Here is a 24781-nt window from a genome sequence, read left to right as displayed (position 1 = left end):
GTCGAATCAGGCGACCCTTGAGAACCACTCCCCCGTGGAGAACTGGGCCTCCAGCACCGCCGCCAGGTGCGCATCCTCCAGCAGCACGCCCACCTCGATGTTCCGCGTCTGTCCCCGGTCGGTGAAGTTCGCGGACGTCACGAAGACCCACCGCGCGTCCACCACGACGCACTTCGCATGCAGGCTGGCGAAGACTCCCTTCTCCGGCGAGAAGCCGTGACACTCCGGAAACGGTGGCCCGAACGGCCAGTGCTCCTTCAGGAACGCCGAGGCCACCGAGGCACTGGCATAGAGCCGGCAACCCACACCCCGCTTGAGCGCTTCGTGCAGCGGCTTCAGGACCTCCGCCGCGTGGTCGAACGCGAACCCGGCCACCAGCACCGTGCTCGTGGCCTTGTGGAACAGGTCCGCCAGCACCACCGCCGTGTCGCGGGCGCCGCTCCAGCGCGTCTCCGGCCCCGTCCAGACCAGCTCCGGACGCCGGGCTCTCCCGCGCCGCTCCACGAGCAGCGTGTCCAGCAACACGAGCGTCCCGTCCCGCCCCAGCGCGTTCAACGCCGCGGCCTCGCCCGCCAACCGCTCCAGCCCTTCACCCTGGAGCGCCAGCCGTGACAGCGGGAACCCGAGCCTCCGCGCGGCCACCACGTCCCTCAGCCGCTCCAGGTCCAGCGTCGCCACGCCGCTCAGGTCCACGGCGTCTTCAGGAAGGCGACGTCCTCGTGGCCCAGCGTGGGCACGACGAGCGCGCGGTCGAGGTATTGGTTGAAACGCTCGCAGGAGCACTCCGGCAGGAAGAGGCAGCCGTGGCACGCGGCCCCTTCCAGGTCGCGGTCGTCACGACCCGTGGGCTCGTGGTGCGCGCAGACAGGGTCGTTGGAGCAGAGGCGCGCGTCCTCCAGCGCGCGGGACAGGTGCTGCCCCAGCCTCCGCCCCTCCTCCACCAGTCCGCCCAACGTGCCCTCCGCGCCCGTGGTTCCCGTCATCAGCAGGATGCCCGCCATGGGGACGGCATCGCTGTGCGGCGCGCAGTACAGCCGCTCGCGGATGGAGCTCGCGGGGTAGCCACACTCCAGCGCCACCTCCGTCATCAGGAGGTGCGCCAGCGAGTGCAGCAGGTAGAGCCGCACCCCCGGGAAGGTGAGCTTCGAACCGGAGCCCTGCTTCCAGCGCTCCCAGCCGGCCTGGAGCACCTCCTCGCGCCGTCGCACCGGCTCGGAGGTCTCCCATGCGTGCACCTGCTGCTCGTCGAGCACCAGCAGCATGCCCTCGCCCTGCATCTCCGTGACGGGCACCCAGTCCCGGTGCAGCGACATCGGCGCGAGCGCCACGTCCAGGTCGTAGCGGCCCTGGAGGTCCTTCGACAGCGGCTCCAGCCGCGTGAAGCCGACCTGGGCCTGGACCTCGCGCAGCCGCCGCGCCAGCACCACGCGTTCGACCAGCGAGGGCAGCCCCTGGGGCCGGGCGATGCGCCGCGCCCAGAAGACCTCGGTGCGGTCCCGGGGCATCTCACCCGGCTTCTCCTGCGGCTGCGCGAGGAACTGGAGCCACTCCGCGGTGCGAATCTCCGGGACGGCCTCGGGCGTGTGCTCGCGCTCCGCCTGGATGGCCGCCAGCACCTCCGCGTTGGAGGCGGAGCCCAGCGCCGCCTGGACCTGGGGGATGGTCCGGAAGGCGGGCAGGCTCTCCGCTGTGGCCGCCTGGAGGATGTTCCACGCGGACTGCACTTTGCGCCGGAGCGACTCGGGCTCGGGGATGGTGATGGCGCTGGTGGTCTGCGCGAAGTAGCCATTGCTGGCGGTGCGGACCAGCAGCCGCTGCTTCTCGTCGCAGCGCTCCCGGGCCTCCAGCCCCAGCCAGGGCCGCTCTCCGTCGCAGCGGTCCTGCTGCTCCTTGACCATCATGTCGGCAAGGCGCTTGCGCTTGCCGCACGTCGAGCACGCGACCTCGATGTCGCTGAAGTCTCCGCTCACGCCTTCTTCCAGCCTGAGCTGCGGGGCGTCGCAGGGCTTGCGCTCGTGCGTCCACCAGGACCAGTCAATGTCCGACAGATGCCCCCGGGGACACGCCGCGACGAAGCGCACCGGTACGCACCGCTCCGGCTTCGCCTCCATGCCCGAGCAACGGTGGCGGTACTCCTGGTTCACGCGCTCCAGGCTGTTGGCCCGCACCAGCGCACGGCAGTGGGGGTTCTGGCAGACGAACCAGCGCGGAAACTCATACACCTGGATGCCGCAGGACTCCGTCGGCTCGCGCTCATCCCCGGCGGGTGGTTTGCGGAAGGGCGCCTCCTTGCTGAGGGGCCACTTGTTGCGGTGGTAGAGCGGTTCGACGATCTCCAGGAGCCTGGGCTCGTTGACCACCTCGCCCTGGCCCTTGAGCCGCCAGAAGTCCAGGCCTCCCACGAGGACCGCATCGTTGAGCAGGTCCAGCATGCTGCCCGGGCCGAAGGTGGAGACCACCTGGCTCTGGCGCACGCGCCCATCCGGCGGCCGCGTCGAGCGGGCCCGGGTCCACTTCCTACGGTTCGTCATGCGTCACCTCCTCCGTCGCGGCCTTCGGGGCGCGGTAGCCGCCCAGTGGTTGACGTGAAATCCACAGGTGCACCGAGGACTCCACGTCGCGCATGGACGTGGGCGCTTCGAACTTGAGCTCGTCCTGGGTGAGGTTCTCGGTGGTGTCCAGGAAGCCGCGCAGCAGGGGCTTGAGACCCTTTCCCGCCGGGTCGTAGCGCGAGTACGCGCGCTGGGCGGCGTCCTTCTTCGACTGCTCGATGATGTTGCGCCACGAGTCGAGCAGGCTCCGTGCCCGCTGCATCACGATGCCGCTGGCGCGCTCCGACTCCTCCTTGGGAAGCCCGCGCCCCGCGCGCTTCGCCAGCGTTTCGAGCGTCTGCTCCAGCGCGTCCCGGTGCGCCTGCAACGACTTCCACTCCAGGGGAGCGGTCATCGCGGTGTCCAGCAGCCGGCCCAGCGCCACCACCACGCCCGCGAGGCCCCGATCGAGCGCCGGGGCGGAGAAGGGCGTCACCGAGGTGGCTTCGACGAAGCGGTAGAACGACTCATGGTACGTCCCGAAGCGCTCGTAGTGGCTGCGGTCGCGAGGCTTGGCGGCGTTGAGGCACGTCACCACCAGGCCGGGCTTGTTCGTGTTGCGGCCCACGCGGCTGGACGCCTGGATGTACTCGCTGGTTGTCTTGGGTTGACCCGCCACGACCATGAGGCCCAGCCGGTCGATGTCCACGCCCACGGAGATCATGTTGCTGGCGAGCACGACGTCGATGCTCTGGGGCTGGCCGTGCGTGAGCTCCAGTCGGTTCTTCGAGGCCTTGATGTCGGCGGTCTTCTCCCGGCTGGTCAGCTCGATGGGCTCGCCACGGATGGTCCGGCTCCGGTACCAGGGGTGCTCGGCGTCCTTGTCGAAGTCCTCGGGACGGCGGCGGGCGCGGTCCATCACCAGCCGTCGCACCTCGTCCTCGACGAGCCGGCGCATGCCGCCCAACTCCCGCAGGCTGTTGAAGTAGCCGACGAGGGTCAGGTACGGGTCGGCGCTGGGCGCGCCGTGGAGTTGTTCACCGCGCGCGGCGGCGGCGAGCACGCTGACGTAGACGCGCAGCAGGATGGCCTTCATGGGCCGTCCGGGCGCCGCCACACCCAAGTACTGGCGCGCGCCCTTCTTGCCCACGGAGGCGAAGAACGTCTCGGAGGCGTCCACGCCAGGGGGAGGGAAGAGCGCCACGTCCCGTCCATAGAGGCGGCTCACCTGTTGCCGCGAACGGCGGACCGTGGCCGTGGAGGCCACCAGCTTCGCCCGGGGCGCGAGCGTCAGGACGGCCCCTTCGTAGAGGCCCACCATGGAGCCCAGGGGACCGGAGATGAGGTGCAGCTCGTCCTGCACGATGAGCTCCGGGGGGCGCAGGCCCTTCGGGAGCGTCACGAGCGCCGCCTTCACGTCCGCGGCGTCGTCGCACGGGCCGACGAAGCGCTTCCCGGTGCGGCCCAGGGCCCGGCCGAAGAGCAGCCCGGTCTCTCCACGCCAGGGCAGCATGGCGAACTTGTCCACGGTGGCCACGAGGAAGCATGGCAGCTCGCGGTAGATCTGCTCGTCGACGAAGAGGACGGGGAGCCCCTCCGGGTTGCGGCCCAGGTTGAAGGCGCACGCGATGTTCGCGCAGCCGACGAGCACCTCTTCAGGCTTGGACTTGGAGGGCCGGAGGATGAAGCACTCCCGTTCGAAGGGCGTGGCGCACCACGGGCAGGTGGCGAGCGGAAAGGGCGACTGGGCGCGGGCGCTGTTGTCGTTCTTGTACTCGGTGATCTGCGTGGAGACCTGCTCCAGGGTGTTGGCGGTGGCGGAGCGGCCGACCCACAGGCCGATGGAGAAGCGCACCGCTCCCAGGCGTTTCGGCTCCTGCTGACGGAGCACGTCGAGCGCGCAGATGAGCGTCGCCGCGCGGCCGAGCTGGTCGAGCGTGAGCAGCCGCAGCGTGTAGCGCAGCAGCACGGCCACCCCCAGGCCTCCGTGGAGATGCGCCTGACCGCGGAGGCGGCGCAGGAGCAGGGTGAAGGCGATGAGGCCCAGGTACGCCTGCGTCTTGCCGCCGCCCGTGGGGAAGAAGATGAGTTCCACGAGCTCGCGGTCCGCGTGGGCTTCGTCCTCGACGGACGGGAGGTTGAGCAGGATGAAGGCGAGCTGGAAGAGGCGCCATTCGGGAGCCCGGTCCGGGCGGGCCTTGCGTTCGGCCTGGGCCATGACGCTGTTCATCCAGCGGAAGGCGTCGAAGGCGAGGGGCTCCCGCTCCAGGAGCTGGATGCCCTCCTCGATGCGGGTTGCCGCGCGGTGGGCGCGGCGGACCAGCTCATCCCGGGTCTCCTCCCGGCGCTCACTGCCCACGTCGAGGGCGGACTGGGTGGTCACCCAGTCGCGGTAGGCACGCACCAGGGGACTCAGGGCCGCGACGGCTTCCGAAGGCGTCGTGAACGCGGCGAGCTGTTCCATTCCCACAGCGACCTCGCGAATCTGGCGCGCTTCGACGGGGAGCACCTCGACGCGAGGCAGCCAGTCCGTCTCCACGAGGGTGACGGGCATGGAAGTGGAGGGGACGCGCACGGAGACGCCGTGGCCCACGGCCCACTGCTGACGGTGGCGGAACTGGAGGTCGTTGACGCGGTCGTCATCGTCCTCGCTCCGGGCGTCGCTGGAGTCCTGCCGGCTGACGAAGCCCTGCGCGCACTCCAGGGCGAGGTGCGTCTGGAAGGCATAGGCCTCGTCGCGGTCCGCGGCGGTGGAGGTGGGGGGACGCGCGTTCACGAGGAAGATGGCGACGGCGAGCTCCCCTTCGCGCGTCCTCTCCACGTGGCCCTCCAGGCGCAGACCCCGGCTGTCCTGGAGGTGCACGCCTTCGCGCAGCACCGAGTCGTTCAAGGACAGGGTGACGGTGCGTTGGTGGAAGGTGCGGCTCCATGGCTTGCGCCCGTCCGCCTCGGTGCGCTGGTAGTCCGCCCAGCAGACATGCGCGGTGAGCTGGGAAGTGCCTGAGGGGACGAAGACGGACAGACCCATGGACGCGGGAAGGCGGCGCACCTTCTTGGCGGTCGGGTCGGGACGGGAGGCTTCCTCGTTGTCCTCGTCGTTGCCCGCGGCCAGGTCGTCCTCTTCGTCGTCCGGGTCGTCCTCGATGACACCCTGGTCGAGTGGGACGAGGAAGCCTGTCAGGTACCAACGGGACGGCGGCGTGCGGAGCACTTCGGTGGCGTCCGACACGGGAGCGCCTGGGGGCTTGTGGAACGGACCGACGAGGTCCGCTTCGAGCGCATCGATGAGGTGGGAGCGGACCGCTCCGGCGTCATGGGCATTCATGGGAGGGCTCAGGCGGTCTGGGTGCGGGACTTCGAGGGACGGCGGGACGTGGGGTGGGCTTCCTCGTGGGCGCGCTGCTCGTTCAGGTCGAAGAGGCGGTCGAGGACTTCGTCCTCGAAGGCATCGAGTTGTTTGGGAGTGGCGCCGCAGTAGGGAGGTGCGTGGAGGTCATTCCAGCCGTACGCATCCAGGACGGCCTGGTCCACGGCGACGTGCAGGTCACGCAGTCGCTGCGTCGCGGCGTCCGTGACGGACCTGTCCTTGAGCCGGTTGTACGTCGTCGTCAGGCCGATGTTGTGGGCCTGAATGTACTGGCTGCGCTCGAAGTGGAGTCGCTTGCCTATTGCGTCAAGCGTGGCCCCCCGTGCGTCTTCGGGAAATGGGAAGGTTTCGAAGCAACTGCTTGGCGTGTAGCGAAGGTCGTTGCGCATGGAGGAGGACAGCAAACGTGCCCAGGCCTCATGCGCTCGGGATTGCAAGACCGCGAGCCATCTGTCTTGTTCTTGAGTGTAAACGTAGGCTGCATGGGAGAAAATGCCGCCTGTGGGACGCCAATCGAAGACAAGGTGCTTGGATACCTGTGAGTTTACGAGGCATCGGTGGAGCGGTCGAAGTGTCTGGTAGAGCTCTTGCCGCGGGCGTATGTATTGCCACCAGAGGTGCTTCGCTCCCTTGTCCTTGCTCTTGTCGCGCTCAGGTTTTACCTGTTCTTGCACGATATGGATGAGGTCGGGCCATTGTTTCGCGTCTTTTAATTCCATCTGTCCGAAGTTGATGACGTACCTTTCAAGTTCGGGACTGGGATCGGAATTGATCTCCTCCCCACCGACGTAGCGAAAGATGCGCTCCGCGTTCTTGGGTGACTTTGCGATAAGGGCCGAGCGCTGCTCAGGACTGAGCACGAATCCCATGCCAAGAACGATGCTTCCCTGAAAGCTCTTGCCCGCGTTGGCTCTGAGGACCACGGGATCCGCTCGTTCAGCTTTCCCCCGCAGTCGGGAATTGAGGTGCTTCACGGGCAGCCGGTCCAGTCGGGACTCCAGCTTCAGGTCAGAGACGTGCCCCTTCGCCAGATGGACCACGGACACCGAGACGTTGGCTCCGGTCACGGGCCACTTCATGGAGCGCACGGCGTCGTACAGGTGGCCGCCATGGTCCACCAGGTACTTCAGCCCCGTGGCCCTCGTGTCTCCCTGCGCGATGGTGTTGGTGGCGATGAATCCGAAGCTGCCGTGCTCACCCAGCAAGTGGAACGCGCGGCGGAAGAAATGCGCGGACAGGTCCGCGTTGCCGTGTGCTCCCTCGTGGACCGCCTGGAGCCAGGGCAGGTAGTTCTCTCCCCCTGTCTCGATGATCGCGTTCTTCCCCGCGAAGGGCGGGTTGCCCACGAACCCATCGATCCATGCCGCCTTGTTGGGCTGCTCGTTGTCGAGCGGATCGGGCCGACTTCCATGGAACACCTCGGGGAACTCCAGCGGCCAGTGAAACGTCCAAGACGGCGCGGAGAACGCGGCGATGTCCGCCGGCATGGGGGGCAGAACGCCCTTCTTCTCCTGGGCCAGCCACGCTCCAATCCGATCGAGCCGACGGACGCGCTCCTTCTCCCGCTCCTTGTCCGAGCCGTGTGCGAAGAACGCACCGACGCACGCGTTGGCGATCCGTTTGACGTCCGCCAGCGCCGCGTCCGCGTCACCGAGCAGCCCTTCCTTCACCCGGCCAGGGTCCAGGTCCAACTGCAATGGCTTGCGCTCTGGTCCTTCCAGGTCGAGCGCGAGCTGGAGGATCCTCTCGCGCTTCTCGAGCGAACGCGTCAGTTGATTGTTGATGAGCGCCCACGGCAGCTCTGACTGCTTCTTGCTGGCCGGGTCCCAATGGAACGCTTGAAGCTGCTCCAGGTCGAGCCCGACCAGCGAATCCCCACACTTGAGCGCATGGTCCAGGAACGTGAACGGCTCTGTCTTCGCCAGCGTCACGAGCCACAACGACAGCTTCGCGAGGCTCACCGCCCACGGGTTCTTGTCCACGCCGTACAGGCACCGCTGGGCCACCAGCCGGCGCGCTCGCATCACCTCATCCTCGTGCTTGTCGCGCTTCAGCACGCCCTCACGGGTCCAGGCGGCGACGACCTGGTCCGCGAGGAAGCGGCAGGACTCCACGAGGAACGCGCCCGACCCCATGGCCGGGTCACAGATCTTCAGGTTGAGGAGGCGCTCCGAGGACGGCTGGGGTCCCATCGTCTTGAGCAGCGGCTCCAACGCACGCTGAACGATGGGCGTCGAGAGGCTTCGAGGCGTGTAGTGGCTGCTCGTCCGCCGTCGCTCGTCTCCGGGCTGGAGCACCCACTGGGAGGCTCGCCGCGTCTCGGTGCCCCTCACGCGGTACGGCTCCAGCGCGGCCAGGACCATCTGCTGCGTGACGGCCTGCTCCAGCGTCTTCGCCAGGGCCTTCACGGCCTTCGTATCAAGACCTGCTTCCTCCCCCAGCCATGCGGCGCGCCGCTTCGCGGGCTGGGCCAGCACTTCGTCCGCGGAGACCCAGACCTTCGAGGGCTTGAGGCAGAGTCCAGCGCCGGTCAGGCGCTTGACGTGAAAGCCCATCAGCCCCTCGTACACGGAGCCGATCTGCTCCACGTCGAGCGACTTGAAGCTCAGTCGCTGTCCCTTGAGGAAGATGAGCCGCTCCAGGACCTGGTGGACGGTCTCATCATCGATGGATGGCGTTGGCGCCTGCGTGCCCGCATCGTCGGAGGTCCCTCCACCCAGGAAGGGAAACCTGTCGGGGTCGAAGAGCTGCCCGCGACGTGCCGGCATGCGCAGCTTGTCGTGTGAGGCCCCCAGATAGATGCACCGGAAGAGCGCCAGCAGCCGTGGCCACGCGCCGAACCGGCGGTTCATCGCGTCGGGGTACTGGCTGGCGTCCTCGACCAGTTGCTCGTGAAGCGCCTTCACCGACAGGTCGTCGCGGTAGGGCTCCTGGTCCACGGGGAGCAGGCCCTGGTCCTCCGCATAGAGGATGAAGACGAGCCTCAGGAGCGTGGAGAGGAGTCCCCCGTAGACATGGTCCTCCCCTCGCGCGAACGCCTCGTCCAGGGCACGGGAGCCATCCCGCTCCGCGGCCGTCTCGAACCCCGTCAACAAGATGCTGAGCGCCTCCAGCACCTGGTCCGCCAGCTCCTCGGTGACATCGGCCTGGCGGCGGCGGGACTGCTCCAGGAGCGCGGGGAGCTGATGCTCGGGCAGCACGCCGAAGAAGCGGCGCGCGTGCAGGAGCATCACCATCGCGTCGAACAGGGGCCGGCCGCTGGAGGTGACGAGGTCCTTGAACCGGAAGGTGAGGTGCCCCGAGGTCTCCCCGTGGGGGGCGTAGACCAGGCGCACGCAGTCCCCATTGAACAGCAGGCCGATGGGGACGCGGGCTGCGCGCAGCAGGCGGTCGAACTTGGCGGTGGGCTCGTAGAACCACGCGCCCGTGGTGTCCTCCTTCTTGTCCAGGTCCAACCCGAGCGGCAGCTCCCAGGTGAGGAGCGCGAAACCCTCCGCGGCCCGGCTGACCGGTGTGGAGTCGTCCGGCAGGCCTTCCGGCTTCGCGGGTGGAGGACCGCGCCGCCGCAGAGCCCGCGTGGGCCGGATCGTCTGGTGTCCCTCCGCGATGTCGAGCCGGAGGTCCTCCGGGAACTCCGTGACGAAGTCATCGTCGGAGAAGCCCAGCACCTCCCGGAGGAAGCGCGGGACATCCGTCACGCGAGGTGACTCCCGGCCCGCGAGCAGGATGAACCGCGACTGCGCGGACACCGGCAGGCGCTGCATGCACTGCGCGTCCTCGAGGACCGGGATGGAGACCACCAGCCCTTCGATGGGCTGCGCCATCCCCATCCATGTCTGGTGATAGCGACGCTCGACGTCACCGCCAAAGCCCTGGCCGTTCATCAGCGCGCCCCCGGCCACAGGTAGACCATGCCCACGGGCACCAGACGGGCGACCCGCACGGCGTAGGTGGCTTTCAAGGATTCGGGCTGCTCAACGAGCTCCTTCCCGAGCGCTGTCAAACGTTGCTCGAGGTGGGCCTTGTCTCGCCTCCATTGGTCCTGCTCCGCCCGTGCGTCGAGCTTGAGCTCGAGCTGTGCGCCCAGCGCCTCTTGGATGGCCTCCTGCTGCGTGAGGAGAATCTGTGTCAGGGCCTTGGCTTCGGATGCCCCCCGAGCCGCCAGCTTCTTGCGAGCCTCCTTCTCCCGCTCCGAGGCCTGCTCCTCGATGGCGGGCCAGAGCTTCGAGAAGTCGGACGCGGCGCTGGCCAGCAGTCGCTTCTGGACGGCCTTCGGTGTCGCGGAGAGCGCGGGCGCTTCCGCCAGCGTGGTCTCCAACTGATCAATCGCCTTGCGGTCCGCCTCGTCCGCGAAGGGCTTCAGGTGCCCGCGGCCGCCGCCGTCCAGCCACTTCGCTGAGACGGAGACAACCTCGTCATGGAGCCGCGCCGCGCCTTCACCAAAGAGCGACAGCCGGCCGAAGACGATGACGCGCGCCACCGAGTCGCGCTTCGTCTGGACCACCGTGACCCGGCTCAGGTCGTTGGCGGAGAACCCCTGCGCCAGGAACCGCTGGAGCACCCGCTGGACGAGCGGATGGGACAGGTGCAGGTGGGCGAGCTTGCTGGAGACCCCCGGAGGCGCCTCGAAGACCACGGGAGACAGGGGGCGCTTGCGCCACTCCCAGGGCGCTTCGTCCTGCTCCCGCCTGGGGCGGATGGCATCCAGGGTCGAGTTCCATGAAGCGGGGAGCGCGGGAACCTTCCAGGCCTCCAGCGTCCGGCCCTCCTCCGTGACGGTCTCCCGCTCCAGCCGTCCCGCGCCAGCCAGCTCGAACCCCACGTCCAGCGCGTCGCGCAGCAGGACGGGGTTGAAATCCATGACCTTGCCGCTGCGGTCGCGGAGGTCTCCAATCGCATCCAACTCCTTGCGCAGCGACTGCAGCGTGCGTTGGGACTCCAGTTCCCGCTTCGTGACCTCGGTGCGGGAGGAGGTCGCGGCGCGGGAGAGGCTCTCCAGGGTGCCTTTGTTGATGCCCGAGGCGAGGGCATCGTGCATCTGGTCCATCAGCACGCAGCCCAGGCTGCCCAGCTCGCGCGTGATGGTCTCGACCTTGCGAGCCAGGGTGTCGAGCACCGCGTCCTCGGCGCGCTGGCTGTAGACGAAGTAGCCGCAGCGGACCGCCGGCGCGGGTTGCAGGGCCCGGTCGATGCGACCGTTGCGCTGCTCCATGCGCGAGGGATTCCACGGGACATCGTAGTGGAAGAGGTCCGCGCAATGGCCCTGCAGGTTGATGCCTTCGCGCGCGGCGTCGGTCGCGAGGAGGACCCGGACGGGGGACTCCTCCATCGGGCCGTTGAAGGCGGCCTGGACCAGTGCGCGCCTCACGTCATCGATGCCGCCCGTCAGCGTGAGGATTCGCTCATCGCCCCGGTGGGTTCCTTCGAAGGCCGCGGTGAGCTGCTCCTTGAGGAAGCGGAGCGTGTCGCCGTACTCCGTGAAGACGATGACCCGGCGGGGCTTCCATGGGGCACCCCGGGTGAGCGGACATTGGTGCTCGCGAATCCAGTGGAGCAGGGCCCGCAGCTTCGCGTCCCGGGCGGTGCGGTGCCGGGCGCTCAGCTTGAGCATGTCATCCAGGAGCTGGCGTGCCTGGATGCTGGCGGACAGCTCCTGACTCTGCTCGCGGATGGTCTCCGCGAACGCCTGCTCGAGGGATTCGTCCGTCTCGCCGTGTTCCTCGGAGTCGGGGGTCGTTTCGCCGGTGAGTGCTCCGCCGTCAGGGGCCAGGCTCCCCGCGCCGAAGGCCGCCGCATGGACGGAGAGGGTGCGGTGGAAGGCCTCGATGCTGGAGAGGAGGCGCTTCTGGAGGTTGATGAAGACCAGGCGCCCCTGCTTCGTCGCAGGCGCCATCAGCTCCGTGTAGCGAGCGAGCTTCTGGGACAGCTCCAGTTCAGCGGCTGAGCCTTCACCCAGGTCGACTCGCTGTTCGACGCTCTTCCCGTCCGGCGCGAGCCACTCGGCATGCCAGCGCCCCGCCTCATGCGTCAGGCGCACGCCCACGACGTGTCGCTCGGGGTAGCGCTGTGCACTGCCCAGGGCGCGCAGGTCGCCCTTGAGCCGGCGCACCATGACGGGGGCGAGCTGGGCTTCGCGGACGCGAGTGCCTCGGGTGAAGCGCTGCGGGTCCAGCATCTCCAGCAGCGCGGAGAAGCTGTTGGAGTGGCCGTTGTGGGGCGTGGCGGAGAGGAAGAGCCGGTGCTCGAAGCGCTCCGCGAGGGAGCGGATGCTGCGGGTCGTCTCCGTGTCGATGGCGTACCGGCTGGCCGATGCGGGGGCGACGACGTGCGCCTCGTCCAGCACCAGCATGGACTTGTGGTGGCCCTTCTCTTCCAGCAGGGTCTTGAGCGGCTCGAAGTACTCGCTGCGGCGCAGCGTCTGGTACGACACGATGAAGCGCGAGTGCGTGGCCCAGACGGGGACCTGGAAGCCGCGCTCCTGACGACGGCGGGAGACGAACTCGCTGTTGAAGATCTCGAAGCGCAGGCCGAAGCGCTTCTCCATCTCATCGCGCCACTGGAGCGTCACGGACGCCGGGCAGACGATGAGGACGCGGTCCACGCGCTGGCGGAGGATGAGCTCCTGCAACACCAGCCCGGCTTCGATGGTCTTTCCCAGACCTACGTCGTCCGCGATGAAGAGGTTCACCCGGGGCAGCTCGAGCGCCTTCTTGAGAGGCGTGAGCTGGTGGTTCATCAGGTGGATGCCCGCGCGGAACGGCGCCTGGAAGAGCCGGGCATCGGTGGCGGTGACGGAGCTCCACTTGAGCGCGTGCAGGTACGCGGCGAAGTGACGGGGTTCGTCGAAGCGCTCGGGGGTTCCCAATCCACCGTGTTCAGGCCGGATGACCCGCGCCGCGAGTTCCCGCTCCCACAGGACAGACAGGGGACGGCCCTGTGCGTCATCATCCAGACAGGTGAGACGGACGAGGGTGTGTTGCTCCCGGACATCCGAAGGAGCCACGACCTCGTTGACCAGATATTGGCGGTGTCGGACCTGCGCGATATCACCCGCGCACGGCATGGGAGCGGAGGGCATGCGTGCAACATGCCGCTACAGCTTCGGACTAGACCATACCTCTTTCGGGGCAGCGTCGTCGTGGCGCGAAACCCATACAATCAGGATGCCGGTACTGCTGTTCGCTCATCTCAAGTATCTTCGTAGCCACTGATTCATGTCTTGTTCGTAGACGGGAAGTCCTTCCCCTTCGTACTGGAAGAGGAAGGGTTCCATCAGGCGGGCCAGCGCGCGGTACTGGGGGGGGATGGCCTTCGTCTGCGTGTCGATGGGGTCTGGCCAGTCGTCCAGGGTGACGAGCACACGGTCTCCGTCCATGGGGAGCAGGGAGACCTCTGGGAAGGAGAGCGCGTTGCGGAGCGCGTCGATGCCGCCCAGTTGTCCCAGCAGGGGCTGACCGAGAAACGTGAGCCAGGCGGGGGCCAGGGCGTGCGTGCCGATGACCGCGCTGAGCTCCCTGTTGTTGTAGGCGTCCAGTCCCGGATACCGGTTGAGAAGCGCCTCAGTGATGTTCCAGTCGGCGGAGCTGAACAAGCCTTGGGGGGAGACGACGGCGAAGCTGGCGTAGCCGAAGTTGAAAGGCAGCTCATTCCCGAGTTGGAGTGCAAGGGCTCGCAGGTGTGAAGCTCCGTGCTCCTTGAGGTATTCGGTCGGGAAGGTGAACGACACCGAGCTGATGGGGTCCTCGAGGATGGGGTTCTCGAGTTGCCGCCCGTAGTATTCGAAGTGGTAGCTGCCAGCCTCGCTCGGACTCTCCAGGAGTTCGATGGGGCGGAGTCCATTCCAGGGAGGCTCCAGCAGACATTCCCGGAGATACGCCCATCCAGCGTCATCGAGAGGAGTCATGTCTCCGTCGTCGGACGGGTACCAGCCCAGCATTCCCGCAGGAATGACTCGACGGTAGATTTGCAGGGCGCGCCATGCCGCAGGAGCGACATCCTGGGGGGGACGATGGATGAAGAAGGAGATGACGATGCCGTCGCGTCCCGCGAGCCAGCCTCTCCTGGCGCGAAGCTGGATGACCGGAAAGATGTCCTTCACCGCGGCCTCACTCCATTGCCTGGAGAGATGAGCAGAGCCGGTCCGCCCAGCGCTGCCTTGTAGACTTCACCCTGGTTCATGCCGATGTATGGACTGTTGGGGCCATACTCTGTCCACTTTGGCAGGTTGCTATCAGGGCAGGGGAACTTGAAGTCCAGGGTGAGCGCGGACTCGAGCAGGTTGCGGTCCTCGTGCAGGACGATGTCCGGCTTGATCGTGCCCCTGAGTTCGTCAGTGCAGCCATCGGCGATGAGTTGCGCTTCCTTCGCCCGGCTGATGGTCTCCAGGAAGCGGGCGTTCGGGTAGTAGCGGTAGCGCTGCTCGATGCTGAAGGGCGCGGGCCACAGCTCCTTCAGCACCTCTTCCGCGCACTGGAGGGCGAGTACGTGCTTCAGCTTTCCCAACTGCATCGCCCTCGTGACGGGTTTGCCACAGCGGTCCTTCTCGACGACCTCGCTGCATTCCTGCCGCGTTGGAGGCCGTCCTTGGAAGTAGCGCGCATTTCCTACCTGCTCAGCCCGAGCAGCACACTCCGTGAGGCGTTCCTCCAACTCATCCACGGCGGAGTGGTCCTGTTGCATCAACCCAAGTAACACCGGGGCTGCTTGAACCAGGGTTGACGCCGCCGCTCGTGCGGACGCCTGCTCCGCCACGTAGGCCGCGTGCCGTGCCTTCCCGGCCGTCTCCGTGTCCACGAACCGCAGCGTCCCATGCCGTGAACCTCCGGCACACGCCGTGAGCAACACACAGAACATCCAGGGACTCGTCGCAGGACGCACGCGCCGGACTCTATTGCCTCCCCTGGCTCCAGCGATGTCCATGATTGGAGGAGTCACTTGGATTCCGAGGACGCTGGTCGATGCACGGCGTGTCTTCCGCGGCTCGCGTGAGCGGGGCGCCCGGGTGTAGTAGACCCTTCGACGAGACACGCCTTGATACATGGGGAGCCCGGAACTTGGATGCTCGGCACAGTTGGATCTCTCCCACGCTCCTGGGTCAGGCCTGCGCTCGGGGCCAGGCACTCCCTGGGGCGTTGCGTGTCCGGTTCGAGCGCGCCTTCGGGACCGACCTGAGCGCTGTGCGCCTGCACGAGCACCCCCTGGTCGCTCGGCTGGGCGCCAAGGCCCTGTGCTGGGGCGAGCAGATCCTCTTCGCTCCGGGAACCCTGGAACTCGACCTGGCTCGCGGGAGCCGGATCCTCGCGCATGAGCTGGTGCATGTGCTGCAACAGCGCGCGGGGCGCGTCCCTCATGGGAACGGTGGGACCGGGTTGCTCGTGGATGAAGCCCTGGAAGCAGAGGCCGAGACCCTGGCGGCCCAGGCCCTCTCCGGTGCGCACCTCGCGGCTTCCTGGGCGCGCGCAGGCCGGTGGACCTCGCCCACTCCCGCGCTCCAGGCGTACCACGTCATCCCGAACGCCCAGCTCGCCGCCCAGGACGTCAACCTCCACAACGCCACCTTCGAGACCCAGCGCGACGGGCTGCGGCCCCAGCCCTACCCGAAGACGAACGGCGAAAGCTTCCTCATCAATGCCGGGACCGCGAACGTCATGGTCCGGGGGCACGACCAGGTCGCGCTCCGGTTCTCGGATGACAACGAACTCGCCATCGAGGACACCGATCCCCGCCACCAGCAGGCCAAGCACTTCTTCGCCACGGACCGTGCCATCGACCGGTGCAACCGCGCGCTGCGGTCCGTGGGCTCCAGCTATCGGATCGCCAAGGTCCCCGGGCCGCGCTACCTCGAAATCGGCCCTCCCGTGCAGCCGGGCTGTCTGCCCTTCCTGAGCGGCCCGGGACCCAAGCGGCTGTTCCAGGTGGCCATGTCCGAGGACGGGCACCTCGAGCCCGCCGTGTCGCAGAACTGCAACGAAATCTCCGGCAAGGTCATGGGGGAGCAGCAGGACTCGCAGCGCACCGTGCGGCTCTCGCAGTCCGGCAATCAGCTCTTCCTCAACCTGCCGCGCTGGCAGCTCGGCGGATGGGCCCCCGTCTTCCCCGCCCACGGCGACATCCCCTTCCGGCTGGCGGTGCTCCTCACCACGTTCCTCTTCCACGGACAGGGAGAGGGCCCCAACGCCGCCGCGGCCCGGCAACGCGCGGTCAACGACTACCAGGTGGGGCTGCAGAACGCGCTGGCGGGCGCCAACACCCCCAATGCCCAGATGGCGGCGCTCGCGGGCTACTACGGCCCCATTGGCCGCAACTACGGCCGCCTGGTGAACCGGGTCCGCGCCAATGCCGGCATGACCCTCAACGGCGTCAACCTCAACGGGCAGACGCTGAGCGCACGCTACGAGCAGCTCCTCTTCCGGCTGGGCCTCAACGCCTACGCGGATCCGCGCGTGGGGGACGCGTTCCAGACGTACTCCGTGGGCGCCATGGAGCGCTACCAGGACGCCCAGAACCGCAACTGGATGCGGATGCGGGACGAGGTCGCTCCCCGCCCGGTGGCGCCCATCCCTCCGCCCGTCTACTGCGAGCCGGTGTGGGAGTATCACTGGGGCGGCGTGGTCGCGGAGAGCGGCGCGGACCGCATCACCTTCGAGAACTACGCCCGCAACTACGAGGACCGCAACGGCCCCCAGCTCCAGGGCGGCGAGTTCCGCGCGTTCTTCCAGATGACCCGCGTGCCCACCGGGGTCAATGATCCGCTCATCGCCCAGTCCTGGCACGAGAGCTGTTACGCCCACGGCTTCGCCAACGCCCTCACGCTGTGCGTGTCCAAGCTCAGCCGCTGCGGGCGCTGAAGCGCCTCACCGCTTCCCGCGAGCCAGCAGCATCACCGCGACCAGGATGGCGCTCATCGCGCCCCAGGTCATGGGGCCCAGCGTCTCTCCCGCGAACACCACGCCCAGGAGCACCGCCACCGCCGGGTTCACGTACGCATAGCTCGTCGCGAGCGCCGGCCTCGCGTGCTTCAGCAGATAGCCGTACGCGCTGAACGCCACCAGCGAACCGAACACCACCAGATACACGAACGACGCCATCGCGCGCGGGGGCACCGCGTCCGCCATCCGCTCCCCCAGCGCGAAGCTCAGCGCCATCATCATCACGCCCGCGCTCAACATCTGCGTCGCCGGCGTCATCAACCCCGAGGCCATCGGCAAGCGCCGGCTCCACACCGACCCGAAGGCCCACGCGGCCGGCGCCACCACCACCGCCAGCGCCGCCACGCCTCCGCCGCTCATGTCCCCGCCCAGGTTGAGCAGCGCCACCCCCGCGAACCCCAGCACCAGCCCCGCCAGCTCCGCGCGGCCCGGCTTCTGCCCGAACGCCGCCCCGAAGATGGCCGCCCACAAGGGCATGCTCCCCACCACCAGCGCCGCCACCCCGGACGGCACCCCCAGGTTCTGCGCCACCGCGATGCCCCCGTTGCCCAGCACCAGCAACAGGAAGCCCGTCACCACGCCCGCCCCCCACTGCCGCAGGCCCGGCCCCGGCTGCCCCTTCAACCGCAGCCCGGCGAACAACACCCCGCCCGCCAGCAGGAAGCGCAGCCCCGCCATCCGGAATGGCGGAAAGCCCGTCAGCGCGAAGCGCATCGCCAGGTAGGTCGACCCCCAGATGACGTAGAGCGCGAAAAGACTGAACAGCAGGCGTCCCCGGTGGGGCGCGGGCTCGGCTACGTCGGGGGTCACGGTCGCGGTCGTCACGGCGGCGGCCTTCTAACGCCCGACCTCCCCGCCGTGCGATGTGCGCTTTGCCGTACCCGCTCCACGGGCCGGCGGACCAGCGCCCCGCCTGCCTGCCTTCCTGCACAGCCCTCCCAATTGAATGCCCCGGGCGTCCCTTTTAGAATTCTACAGGAGGCATGGAGACCCGGAGGTCGGGCCGACACCCTCCGGAGCGTGAGCGGGAATGCTCGACGAATTGGGTGAGCGCGAGAAGGAAGTCCTCCGGGCCGTGGTGCAGGAGCACATCACCACCGGCGGCCCGGTCGGCAGTCAGCAACTGACGCGCCGCGGAGAGTTCGAGGTGTCCTCCGCGACCATGCGCAACGTGCTCGCGGACCTGGAGGCCCTGGGCTTCCTGGAGAAGCCCCACACGTCCGCCGGCCGCGTGCCCACCGACCGGGGCTACCGCTTCTACGTGGACACCCTGGTGAAGCTGCGCGACCCCGCCCCCCGCGACCGCGAGCTCATCCACGCCGGCCTGGTCCACGAGTCCAGCCTGGACGAGGTGCTGTCGGAGGCCAGCCGCGTGCTGCACTCGCTCACGCGCCACGCGGGCGTCGTCCTCACGCCCCGCGCCGACGCCGCCGTGTTCCAGCGCATCGAGTTCCTGCGCCTGCGCGAGAACCGCGTGCTCGCCATCCTCGTGGGCCAGAACGGCCAGGTGCACAACAAGGCCCTCACCGTGGACTTCCCGGTGACGTCCGATGAGCTCATGAAGGCCAGCAACTACCTCTCCGAGCTCTTGCACCAGGTGCCCCTGGAGGAGGCGCGCGAGCGCATCCGCGCGGAGATGGACCAGGAGCAGGCGCTCTACAACGCGCTCACCGCCAAGGCCCTCAAGCTGGGCGCCGCCGCCACCGACCTGCAGACGCCCGAGCGCGTGCTCATCGAAGGCACCGGCTCCTTCCTGGAGCAGCCGGAGTTCGCGGACGTGGAGCGCATCCGCGCGCTGTTCCGCGCCCTGGATGAGAAGCACAAGCTGCTGCACCTGCTGGACCGCGTGCAGCGCACCAAGGAGATGCACGTCTTCATCGGCGCGGAGAGCGAGTTCTCCGCGGCCGGCGACGTCACCGTCATCGCCAGCCCCTACGGCACGGCGGAGGCGGTGCTGGGCACGGTGGGCGTCATCGGGCCCACGCGCATGGACTACCGGCGCGTGATTCCCCTGGTGAACTTCACCGCCCAGGTGCTCTCCAGCGTGCTGGAGAAGGTGTAGCCGCGCGAAGCGGCCCTACTGCGGCGCGGGCGCGTAGACGCGCAGCGCCGCGGGGGCGACCTCGAAGCGCATGGGCGTCATGCCCACGTTCTCCCCGTCCGCGTTCATCTCCATGGGCGGGTCCGTCTCCACGACGAGCCGCGAGGTGTGCAGGTGCACGACGGACTCGTGCTCCAGGTGCCCGCCGCTCCTCATGCCCAGCGCCACGCGCGCCAGCGTGGCCACGTCCTGCAGGTGGCCCAGCCCCGTGCGCTCTCCGCCCTCCGCCGCGGAGGGCGCGGTGATGGCATAGACGTGGAAGCAGCGGTCATCCAGCGTCGCGTCCGGCGCCACCATGTTGCCCGCGCCGTGGTAGCGGCCGTTGCCCACCACCAGTTGGAGCGCGTCCACCTCCAGCGTCCGGCCGTCCGCCTGGAGCCGGACGTGGAAGGGCTGCAGCGTGCGCATCTCCGCGGCGGCGGCCATGGGGTAGGCCAGCTTGCCGGCGCGCTGCTTCAATTCCTGCGTGAGCCGCTTCGCGATGGCGGTGGTGAGCCCCAGGCTGGCGGCGTTGAGGAAGGGCCGCCCGTTGACGAGCCCCACGTCCACGCGCGCCGTGTAGCCACCGGCGATGACGTCACACGCGGCCTCCAGCGTGTCCGGGATGCCCAGCGAGCGGGCGAAGTCGTTGCCGGTGCCCAGCGGCACCACGCCCAGCGTCACGTCGCGCCCCATCAGCGCCTGCACCGCGCAACTGATGGTGCCGTCGCCTCCTCCCACGAGGACGCGGCGGGCCCCCTGGGCCAGGGCCTCCTCCACCACCTTGCGCAGGCGCTTGGGCCGCGTGAGCGCGTGCGCGGCCATGAGCGGGATGCCGTGGGCGGCCAGCAGCTCCCGGGCTTGTTCGAAGGCGTCGCGCCCCGAGCGCGAGCGCGTGTTCACCACCAGGACCGCGGGCCCCTCATCCAGGTGGCGAAGGCGCGGCGGTGCGTTGAGTGCGGGTTCCAGAGGAAACCTCGGCTTTCTGTGCGGCGTCTCCAAGCTGCGCACGACCGTCCCCGCGCACCAGCGGGAGCCGGGAGAAAAGGGCAGGGGCACTGTCCATTCCCCACCTCCCGCGCGCGGAGAGCTTCCACGGGTGGACAGGGGTAGGGGGCCGGCGGGTTCCCTCCCTGGGCAGGCGTGTTCACCTTCCAGGCGACGCGGACTCCGTGCCACGGACCCGCGCCGGGACGTTCTCCAGGAGGGGATTGAATGGCACGAGGAAGCAAGGACAAGTACTCGGCGAAGCAGAAGCGCATGGCCCGGCACATCGAGAAGGGCTACGAGGACAAGGGCACCAGCGAGAAGACCGCGGAGGCCCGCGCGTGGGCCACCGTCAACAAGCTCACCGGTGGCGGCGTGAAGGGCGGCTCCGGCAGCAAGGCGAAGGCGGCCCGCCGGCGCCCCACGGCCCGCAAGAACGCGCGCAAGGCCGGACGCGTGGGCGGCAAGCGCCGCGCCGCCACGGCGAAGAAGACGACCTCCAGCCGCAGGAAGGCCGCGCCCACCCGGGCCCGGCGCACCACCACCGGCCGCAAGGCCACCTCGCGCACCGGGACCGCCGGCAAGCGCTCCACGGCTCGCAAGAGCACCGCGCGTCGCGGGACGGCTCGCAAGAGCACCGCGTCGCGTTCACGCGCGAAGCGGGGCGGTTCGCGCAAGTAGCACCCGGAGGGCTCCACCGGTGGCCACGTGTCCGTGGCCGCCGGGGACGCCTTCACCCCGCGGCGGACGTCAGCGCGACTCCTCGTCCTTGGAGGTGTCCCGCGACGCCGCGTCCCAGGGCCAGATTTCGGGATCCGTCTCCAGGCGGCGCAGCAGCTCCGCGGGGTCCTTCACCAGCGTGCGGCAGCCGGCCGTGCGCAGGTCCTCCGCGCGGAAGCCGCCGCACAGCATGCCCACGGACGCCAGGTGCAGCTTGCCCGCGGCCAGCGCGTCGAAGGGCGTGTCACCCACCACCACCACCGTGGCGGGGTCCGGCTTGCCCAGCTTCGCGAGCGCGGCCTCGAAGATGTCCGGGTGCGGCTTGCTCTTGTCGACCTCGTCCTTGGCCGTCTTCGCCTCGAACAGTCCGTCGATGCCGCACAGCTCCACGTAGCGCTTGAGCTCGTCGTCCTTGGCGCTGGAGGCCAGGGCGATCTTCCGGCCGCGCTTGCGCAGGAGCTGGAACAGCTCCTTCACGCGCGGGAAGGCGCGCACCTTGGGCAGGAACTCGCGCTTGAAGCGCGCGGAGCGGTCCTCCTCCAGGTCCTTGCCGAAGCGCTCCAGCTCCTCGTCGTTGAAGAAGACGGGCAGCAACTGGTCGGCGCCCTTGCCAATCTGGCTGCGCACGTGGGCGAACGGGATGTCCCGCCCGAACTCGATGAACGACCGGCGCCAGGCCTCGGCGTGCTCGTCCACGGAATCCACCAGCGTCCCATCCACGTCGAAGATGACGTTCTCGACCATTCGCGGCAAACCTCCGCCGCCAAGGTGGCGACGGGCGGCGGGCCGGTCAACCGCCCGCGGGCGACTTCGGTCCACTCTCCTGCGCTTCGCTGTCCACGAGTGTCCGGGTCTGCACGCTGTATCCGTCCGGAGCGGCGGGGGTGAAGGCGTCGTTGGGCAGCGGCGTCTTCAGGTCCACCTTCGACAGCACCGTCTCCCCCTGCTTCGCGTCCCCCAGCCAGCGCGTCAGCTTCCGGGGCACGCACAGCCCCAGGGCCGCGTCGCAGTGCTCCTCCTCCATCCGCACCTCCGCCCGGGTGCCGTCCGGCGCGCGCGTCTTCTTGGCCAGGAAGTCCAGCGAGGGCCAGCGCAGCACGTACGTCACCTCCACGCCGCCGCCCGCCTCGCCCTCCAGCGCCATGGTCAGCTCCACGGCCTCCTTCGCCTGGGGCAGGCCGGTGGTGCGCTTCGCCTTCGCGCTGCGCAGGAGCAGCGGCGCGCGGAAGCCGTCCGGCACGAAGGGGGTGAAGATTTCGGTGAGGAACGCGGACAGCTTCTCCGCGGAGACCTGGGAGGTGAAGGTGGTGAACTGCTTCGTCGCCTCCACCTGCTCGTACAGGTGCTTGCCGTCCCACCACACCTGCCGGGCCTGGGGCGCGGACACGGTGCCGCGCATCTTCTGGGGCGCGCGGTAGGCGAAGGTGAAGCCCGCGGAGGCCGTCTCCCCTTCCGTCTGGGTGCCCTCCAACTGGTAGGCCTGGAGCTTCGCGTCGCGCGCGGCCAGCTTCTCCCGCACCTGGGCCATCAGCTCCGCGTCGTTCGCGCCTCCGGACGAGGACGAACGGCACGCGAGGACGCACACGAGGGGCACGAGGAGGAGGGCGCGCATGGGGAGAATCCGGGGGCTGGAAATGGAAAAGGCCCCGCTGTTCCCAGGGGGCCTTCGGACTGCCTCGGTGAGGAGGCAGCTTCGGACTACTTCACCGCCACGCCGGTCGCGGAGGAGCTGGTGATGCCGATGATGGTGCCGAACAGGGCGAAGATGCCGTGACGGGGCGTGGTGTTCGCCGACTTCAGGTCCACCTTGGAGGCGCCCATGGCCTTCGCCTCGGTGATGAGGAGCTTGTTCACCACGGTGTCCAGGTCGCTCTGGACGATGTCGATGATGTGGAAGATCGCGGTCAGGCCCAGCGAGCTGCCCTGGATGACGGCCACGGCCTCGCCGTTGGCGGCGATCTCGGAGCCGGAGACGACGGCGGACTCGACGCTGGTGCAGCCCACGAGGGAGGCGGCGGCGACGGCGGACAGGATGAACTTCTTCATGTTTTATCTCCCCAACAGACGGTGGCTTGGATGGTGACGGAACGGCCCGGACGGGCCCTCCGCCGTTCAGTAAAACCTCAAGCGGCCGGGTACGTAGCAGAAGGCTTTTTCAAGTCAAGGACCCGGGTCGGGGTATTCCGAGTTCTGTTGGACACTTCATCCGCCGGGCGGCGCGGGAGTGGTCGCCCCTCTGGCGGACGTGAGGCATCTTCGCGCATGCACCCGGTTTCCGTTCCCCGTCCCGCCCCGGCCCGCGTCTGGCTGCACCTGCTGCTCTTCGTGGTGACGCTGGGGACGACGTTCCTCGCGTACCTGCTGCTCTTCGGCCGCTCGTTCCCGTTCAGCGGGGGCGGGCTGCTCGCGGAGGACCGGACCCAGGCGCTGTTCTTCAGCGGGTCGCTGCTGGCCATCCTGGGCTCGCACGAGATGGGGCACTACGTGCTCGCGCGGTGGCACCGGGTGGACACGTCCCTGCCGTACTTCATCCCGCTGCCGGTGCCGGGGAGCCTGGGCACGCTGGGCGCGGTCATCCGGCTGCGCGGGCGCATCCCCACGCGCGACGCGCTGGTGGACATTGGCGCGGCGGGGCCGCTGGCGGGCCTGGTGGTGGCGCTGCCCCTGCTCTACTGGGGGCTGCTGCACTCCACGGTGGTGGACTCGCCGCCGGTGCCGTCCGCGTTCCCCGGCGAGTCGTCGCTGTGGGTGCTGGGGCAGGACCTGCTGCGGTGGGCGATGGAGAAGCTGACGCAGGCTCCGCCCGCGATGGCGCCCGTCTACACGAGCCACCAGACGCTCTTTGGCGACAACCTCATCATGAAGGCGCTGACGTGGCTGGCGCTGGGGCCGCTGCCGGAGGGCAAGGACGTGGTGGTGCACCCGGTGGTGATGGCGGCGTGGTTCGGCCTGCTGGTGACGCTGCTCAACCTGCTGCCGGTGGGGCAGTTGGACGGCGGGCACCTGACGTTCGCGGTGCTGGGGCCCCGGGCCCGGTGGGTGGGCCACGGCGTGGCGGTGGTGCTGCTGTTCCTCACCGTGTTCGTCACCGTGTCATGGGGGCTGTGGCTGGTGGTGGCGAGCAAGGTCGTGGGCTTCGGCCACCCGGAGGTGCTGCGGCCCGAGGAGCCCCTGAGCGCCTCGCGCAAGGTCATCTGCGCGCTGTGCCTGCTGGCGCTGGTAGGGTGCGCGATGCCCATCCCGCTGCGAGAGGTGTGGTCATGAAGTACCAGTGCGAGAGCTGCGACCGGCTGGTGAAGGTGGAGACCTACGTCCTGGAGGACCACGCGCTGGCCGTGGCGTGCCCGGCGTGTGGGGCGTGGACGCGGGCGGCGCCGTCCCTCTCCCCACCTGCGTCCGCGCGGCCCGCGCCTGCTCCGGCGGGTGACGGAGGGGAGGGCCTGGCGGTGGCGGTGCCGGTGAAGGCCCCCGCCGAGGGTCCTCCGTCGCGACCCAGCGTCACCGCGCTGCGGGTGGTGCGCCAGGACGCGCCCGCCGCGGATCCGCGGGTGTCGGGTGAGGACCCCTTCCAGGCGCCTCCGGGCCGCTGCCCCAAGTGCGTGGCGCCCATGCGCGAGGACGCCGGGTCCTGTTCGGCGTGCGGGTTGGTCTACGCCAACTTCATCCCGGACGAGCACCAGCCCTCCGAACTCCTGGCCGGGGAGTGGCGCGAGCTGCTGGAGGCCTGGCACGACTGGGACGCGCATGACCGCCTGCTGTCCCAGGCGATGGGGCGGGGCGAGATGGCCATGGTGGGCCGGCTGTACCGCATGCGGCTGGCCCGGGCGCCGAACGACGCCCAGGCGCTGCGCGGGCGGGATGAGGTGGTCCGCCGGGTGACGACGGCGACGCCGCTCACCTCCGACGGGCCGTCACCGGTGCTGGGGCGCAAGGTGAAGACCGTGGTGATGGGCGCCGTGTTGGTGGTGTCCCTGGTGCTGTTGCTGGTGCTCGTCCAGATGATACGCGCGGCCTGAGCCGGCCTCGGGCGCGGCGGAGCGCCGGCCGGCCCGCTTCCCGGGCGGGCGGGAGGCAGGGCTTCCGGGCCGCGTCAGGGAACGCGCGGGGGGCGCCGGGCGCTGTTATCCTGCGGGGCCGCCTTTCGCGTCCTCCTGCCCCCGAACCGCCG

Annotated in this window: 17 protein-coding genes; 5 read left to right on the top strand and 12 right to left on the bottom strand. The window is 69.1% G+C overall.

Annotated elements, in window-relative coordinates; all coding sequences use genetic code 11:
- Positions 1-6 precede the first annotated feature (6 nt).
- From drmC to K8612_RS10435, 7 genes are all read right to left on the bottom strand, one after another.
- The gene (gene drmC / locus K8612_RS10465; RefSeq protein WP_223741010.1) at positions 7-693 is read right to left on the bottom strand and encodes a DISARM system phospholipase D-like protein DrmC; all 687 of its coding nucleotides are present in this window, start codon (positions 691-693) and stop codon (positions 7-9) included.
- Positions 684-2531: a DUF1998 domain-containing protein gene (gene drmB / locus K8612_RS10460; RefSeq protein WP_223762175.1), complete on the bottom strand. Its 1848-nt coding sequence runs from the start codon at positions 2529-2531 to the stop codon at positions 684-686. The genes drmC and drmB overlap by 10 nt, the downstream gene beginning before the upstream one ends.
- Entirely contained in the window at positions 2518-5856 is a 3339-nt protein-coding gene (gene drmA / locus K8612_RS10455) for a DISARM system helicase DrmA (protein ID WP_223762174.1), read from the bottom strand. The genes drmB and drmA overlap by 14 nt, the downstream gene beginning before the upstream one ends.
- Positions 5857-5864: 8 nt before the next feature.
- Positions 5865-9782, bottom strand: coding sequence for a type IIL restriction-modification enzyme MmeI (locus tag K8612_RS10450; RefSeq protein ID WP_223762173.1), 3918 nt, complete (start codon positions 9780-9782; stop codon positions 5865-5867).
- Positions 9782-12961: a DISARM system SNF2-like helicase DrmD gene (gene drmD / locus K8612_RS10445; RefSeq protein ID WP_223762313.1), complete on the bottom strand. Its 3180-nt coding sequence runs from the start codon at positions 12959-12961 to the stop codon at positions 9782-9784. The genes K8612_RS10450 and drmD overlap by 1 nt, the downstream gene beginning before the upstream one ends.
- A gap of 120 nt (positions 12962-13081) precedes the next feature.
- The gene (locus tag K8612_RS10440) at positions 13082-13996 is read right to left on the bottom strand and encodes a DUF3396 domain-containing protein (RefSeq protein ID WP_223762172.1); all 915 of its coding nucleotides are present in this window, start codon (positions 13994-13996) and stop codon (positions 13082-13084) included.
- The gene (locus tag K8612_RS10435) at positions 13993-14691 is read right to left on the bottom strand and encodes a hypothetical protein (protein WP_223762171.1); all 699 of its coding nucleotides are present in this window, start codon (positions 14689-14691) and stop codon (positions 13993-13995) included. Before K8612_RS10435 ends, K8612_RS10440 begins: the two co-directional genes overlap by 4 nt.
- Before the next feature lie 338 nt (positions 14692-15029).
- Here K8612_RS10435 and K8612_RS10430 point away from each other — a divergent pair, with 338 nt between their 5' ends.
- A complete protein-coding gene (locus K8612_RS10430; protein WP_255671496.1) occupies positions 15030-16745 on the top strand; it encodes a DUF4157 domain-containing protein in 1716 nt (571 codons plus the stop codon).
- Between the two features lie 6 nt (positions 16746-16751).
- Here K8612_RS10430 and yedA read toward each other — a convergent pair whose 3' ends face one another.
- Complete coding sequence (gene yedA / locus K8612_RS10425) at positions 16752-17651, bottom strand: drug/metabolite exporter YedA (protein ID WP_223741020.1); 900 nt, start codon at positions 17649-17651, stop codon at positions 16752-16754.
- Between the two features lie 205 nt (positions 17652-17856).
- Here yedA and hrcA point away from each other — a divergent pair, with 205 nt between their 5' ends.
- Positions 17857-18888 carry a heat-inducible transcriptional repressor HrcA gene (gene hrcA / locus K8612_RS10420; RefSeq protein ID WP_223762169.1) on the top strand — a complete coding sequence of 344 codons (1032 nt, stop codon included), beginning with the start codon at positions 17857-17859 and terminating at the stop codon, positions 18886-18888.
- Positions 18889-18903: 15 nt separating this feature from the next.
- On the opposite strand, the gene K8612_RS10415 is transcribed toward hrcA, so the two are convergent.
- A complete protein-coding gene (locus K8612_RS10415; protein WP_373692097.1) occupies positions 18904-19812 on the bottom strand; it encodes a lipid kinase in 909 nt (302 codons plus the stop codon).
- A gap of 309 nt (positions 19813-20121) precedes the next feature.
- On the opposite strand from K8612_RS10415, the gene K8612_RS10410 reads away from it, so the two are divergent.
- Positions 20122-20574 carry a transcriptional regulator gene (locus tag K8612_RS10410; RefSeq protein ID WP_223762168.1) on the top strand — a complete coding sequence of 151 codons (453 nt, stop codon included), beginning with the start codon at positions 20122-20124 and terminating at the stop codon, positions 20572-20574.
- A 69-nt stretch (positions 20575-20643) separates the two neighbouring features.
- Here the strand turns inward: K8612_RS10410 and K8612_RS10405 are convergent, their stop codons facing one another.
- The 3 genes from K8612_RS10405 to K8612_RS10395 all read right to left on the bottom strand — a co-directional run bounded on the left by K8612_RS10405 (position 20644) and on the right by K8612_RS10395 (position 22659).
- The gene (locus tag K8612_RS10405; RefSeq protein WP_223762167.1) at positions 20644-21357 is read right to left on the bottom strand and encodes an HAD family hydrolase; all 714 of its coding nucleotides are present in this window, start codon (positions 21355-21357) and stop codon (positions 20644-20646) included.
- A gap of 46 nt (positions 21358-21403) precedes the next feature.
- The gene (locus K8612_RS10400; RefSeq protein WP_223762166.1) at positions 21404-22225 is read right to left on the bottom strand and encodes a hypothetical protein; all 822 of its coding nucleotides are present in this window, start codon (positions 22223-22225) and stop codon (positions 21404-21406) included.
- 86 nt (positions 22226-22311) lie between these two features.
- Positions 22312-22659 (bottom strand): hypothetical protein, encoded by a 348-nt coding sequence (locus K8612_RS10395; RefSeq protein WP_120524715.1) that lies wholly within the window; start codon positions 22657-22659, stop codon positions 22312-22314.
- A gap of 216 nt (positions 22660-22875) precedes the next feature.
- On the opposite strand from K8612_RS10395, the gene K8612_RS10390 reads away from it, so the two are divergent.
- Both K8612_RS10390 and K8612_RS10385 read left to right on the top strand, forming a co-directional pair.
- Positions 22876-23877 carry a site-2 protease family protein gene (locus K8612_RS10390; RefSeq protein WP_223741024.1) on the top strand — a complete coding sequence of 334 codons (1002 nt, stop codon included), beginning with the start codon at positions 22876-22878 and terminating at the stop codon, positions 23875-23877.
- The gene (locus K8612_RS10385) at positions 23874-24629 is read left to right on the top strand and encodes a hypothetical protein (RefSeq protein WP_223762165.1); all 756 of its coding nucleotides are present in this window, start codon (positions 23874-23876) and stop codon (positions 24627-24629) included. Before K8612_RS10390 ends, K8612_RS10385 begins: the two co-directional genes overlap by 4 nt.
- Positions 24630-24781: the final 152 nt, after the last annotated feature.

Origin of the sequence: Corallococcus sp. AS-1-6 (assembly GCF_020037015.1) — a bacterium.
Taxonomy (GTDB): domain Bacteria; phylum Myxococcota; class Myxococcia; order Myxococcales; family Myxococcaceae; genus Corallococcus.
This window is presented reverse-complemented; position numbering and strand designations above follow the sequence as displayed.